This window comes from Acinetobacter sp. ANC 5378 (genome assembly GCF_013004315.1).
In the GTDB taxonomy this organism is placed as follows: Bacteria; Pseudomonadota; Gammaproteobacteria; order Pseudomonadales; family Moraxellaceae; genus Acinetobacter.
In genome coordinates, this window is the sequence record NZ_JABERK010000058.1 from 1 (window position 1) to 2,505 (window position 2,505).

3 protein-coding genes and 1 pseudogene are annotated in these 2,505 nt (G+C 35.4%); 3 read left to right on the top strand and 1 reads right to left on the bottom strand.

Features of this window, described 5'->3' with window-relative positions:
• The coding region (locus HLH16_RS12510) for a transposase (protein ID WP_171529569.1) at positions 1-110 on the top strand (110 nt) is incomplete at its 5' end.
• Positions 111-701: 591 nt separating this feature from the next.
• Positions 702-1,781, top strand: coding sequence for a 3-phosphoserine/phosphohydroxythreonine transaminase (serC, locus tag HLH16_RS12515; RefSeq protein WP_171529570.1), 1,080 nt, complete (start codon positions 702-704; stop codon positions 1,779-1,781).
• A gap of 98 nt (positions 1,782-1,879) precedes the next feature.
• Here the strand turns inward: serC and HLH16_RS12520 are convergent, their stop codons facing one another.
• Entirely contained in the window at positions 1,880-2,020 is a 141-nt protein-coding gene (locus tag HLH16_RS12520; protein ID WP_171529571.1) for a hypothetical protein, read from the bottom strand.
• Positions 2,021-2,399: 379 nt separating this feature from the next.
• On the opposite strand from HLH16_RS12520, the pseudogene HLH16_RS12525 reads away from it, so the two are divergent.
• Positions 2,400-2,505 (top strand): annotated as a pseudogene (locus HLH16_RS12525) (IS982 family transposase); the annotation flags it as partial.

Consider the following 2,505-nt stretch of genomic DNA (forward strand, 5'->3'; position numbering starts at 1 on the left):
TCTTCGCCAAGCTCAAGCAGTATCGAGGTATTGCTACGCGCTATGATAAATTGGCTCAAAACTTCCTGTCAGCGATCTACCTTGCCTCAATCATGATATGGCTTAATTGATGACACGCCCTAGAACGGTTTCGCACAATAATGCGATAAAAATATAGTTATCGCATAAAACCAAATCTAAATATAGACGAAATAGAGGGCTCTGAATTGATTTTTTGCTTCAGGGCTTTTAGTAAAGTCCTTCAAGTTCTCTATACATAATCAATATCTTGAAATCTTAATAAAACATACAGATCGAATTGGAGTAATCAAGTATTTGCAAACTGGTCATAGACGTCAGGTTGCATCAGTCAATTTGAAGATGAAGCAATTTGGTTACACGTTCGACTAGTTGAGTTGTAACACTTAAATTTTTCCTTTGGAAATCTTTAAATTGCAAAGACGATTGATTTAATTTTTAGCTACATTTATTTATGCTGTGATTCTGAGTCCAGCTTTAATTGTTCCTAGAGTCAGTCATTTAATCATGGTTGAAGTATTTATTGAGATTACTAAACTGAAATGAACAACAGCTCTTTATTGAACTTTTGACTTTAAATGTCCGACAGCATTGAAATATTTTCAGGATAATTTACTGCAAGCTCAGGCTATCTGTGGTTAAATGCCGTTATTTTATTGTGTTTCACTTTGAAAGGAAAAATCATGCGCGCGTACAATTTCTGTGCTGGCCCTGCTGCATTACCGACTGCCGTTTTAGAAAAAGCCCAAGCTGAAATGCTCGATTGGCATGGCAAAGGTCTTTCGATCATGGAAATGAGTCATCGTAGTAGTGACTATGTCGCTGTGGCAGAAAAAGCAGAAGCAGATTTACGCAAATTGATGAACATCCCAGACAACTATAAAGTATTGTTCTTGCAGGGTGGTGCTTCACTTCAATTCTCTGCAATTCCTTTAAACCTTTTAGGAAAAAATAATAAAGCAGACTATATCCATACCGGGATCTGGTCTGAAAAAGCGCTAAAAGAAGCACAACGCTATGGCGACATCAATGTCGTGGAAGCGGGCACGACCATTAACGGTAAGTTGGCGATTACGGATCAAAGCCAGTGGAACTTATCTGACGATGCTGCTTATGTGCATTATGCTGATAACGAAACCATCGGTGGTCTTCAATTTGCCGGTATTCCTGAAGTGAATGCACCCTTGGTATCGGATTTATCTTCAAGCATTCTTTCATCACCGATTGATGTGTCTAAGTTTGGTTTAATCTATGCAGGCGCGCAAAAGAATATTGGTCCTGCAGGCTTAACTTTAGTGATTATTCGTGATGATTTACTGGATCAAGCAAAACCTGAAATTCCAAGCATTTTGAAATATTCTGCGCAAGCGAAGAATGATTCAATGGTAAATACCCCATCAACTTATGCTTGGTACTTGTCTGGCTTGGTATTTGAATGGTTGCTTGAAAATGGTGGTGTTGAAGCCATTCACAAAGTAAATCTTGAAAAAGCCAAATTGCTTTATGGTTATATCGATGCAAGTGATTTTTACGCAAATCCAATTGCAGAACAAAACCGTTCGATCATGAACGTACCATTTACTTTGGCAAATGCGGATCTAGATAAATTGTTCCTGAAAGAAGCTGAACAAAATCATCTTCTTAATTTGGCAGGTCACCGTTCAGTGGGTGGTATGCGTGCAAGTATTTATAACGCCGTACCATTAGAAGGCGTACAAGCCTTAGTGAACTTTATGGATGACTTTGCAAAACGCAATGGTTAAGCCTTAAAGTAAAAAAGCCCATCATATGATGGGCTTTTTATTGATTAAAAAGAATTTTTTTGAAACAAATAGGTTGAAAATTAGGCGTTAAAATAAGCTTAAAGAATAAAGAGATGTAAAAAATAGGCAGACATAAACATGCCTAATACAAAAAATAAGCATGAGATGGTGTCTAACTGGAAGCGTTTTCCAAGTTGATGTTCAACTTGTTGTATATTTTCTTCTTGCACGATTTTCATGGAAAGCTCTATTCCGATTTATTTATCGTTAATTCCTATTTCTAATTTGCATTTTTATCATAAAAAATTGATTAAATAAAGTACTAAACAAAAATATGTAATTAAAATATTTATTTTATCGAAATAAATATCGCACTTATTCTCAGCTTCTTGTCAATCAAGGGCTGGACTGTATAAAAAGCTTAAAAATTAACCATGAAATATAATCAGCGGCATATTTTAAAAGATAAGATTTTGAATTTAAAATTGTGGATAAGGGTATTTTATTTTGAATTTAAAAACATTAAATAACCCGAATTACGGATAAGAAAACCGCTTGAAAAAAAGATGGCTAGAGCCATTTAGAAAGTTACTACACAAACCAAAGACTCTAACCACCATGTCTGATTTTACAGAAATCTTCTGTGCCATTGATGATTTTTTTAAGAAATTTGAACCGATCTATTGGCAATTTCTCAAGCAGGAAAATAAGCGTAAACGAATTC

Bases quoted from the DNA above. Each gene is read 5' to 3' on its own strand.
- serC (WP_171529570.1), top strand. From the start codon at position 702: ATGCGCGCGTACAATTTCTGTGCTGGCCCTGCTGCATTACCGACTGCC.
- HLH16_RS12520 (WP_171529571.1), bottom strand. From the start codon at position 2,020: ATGAAAATCGTGCAAGAAGAAAATATACAACAAGTTGAACATCAACTT.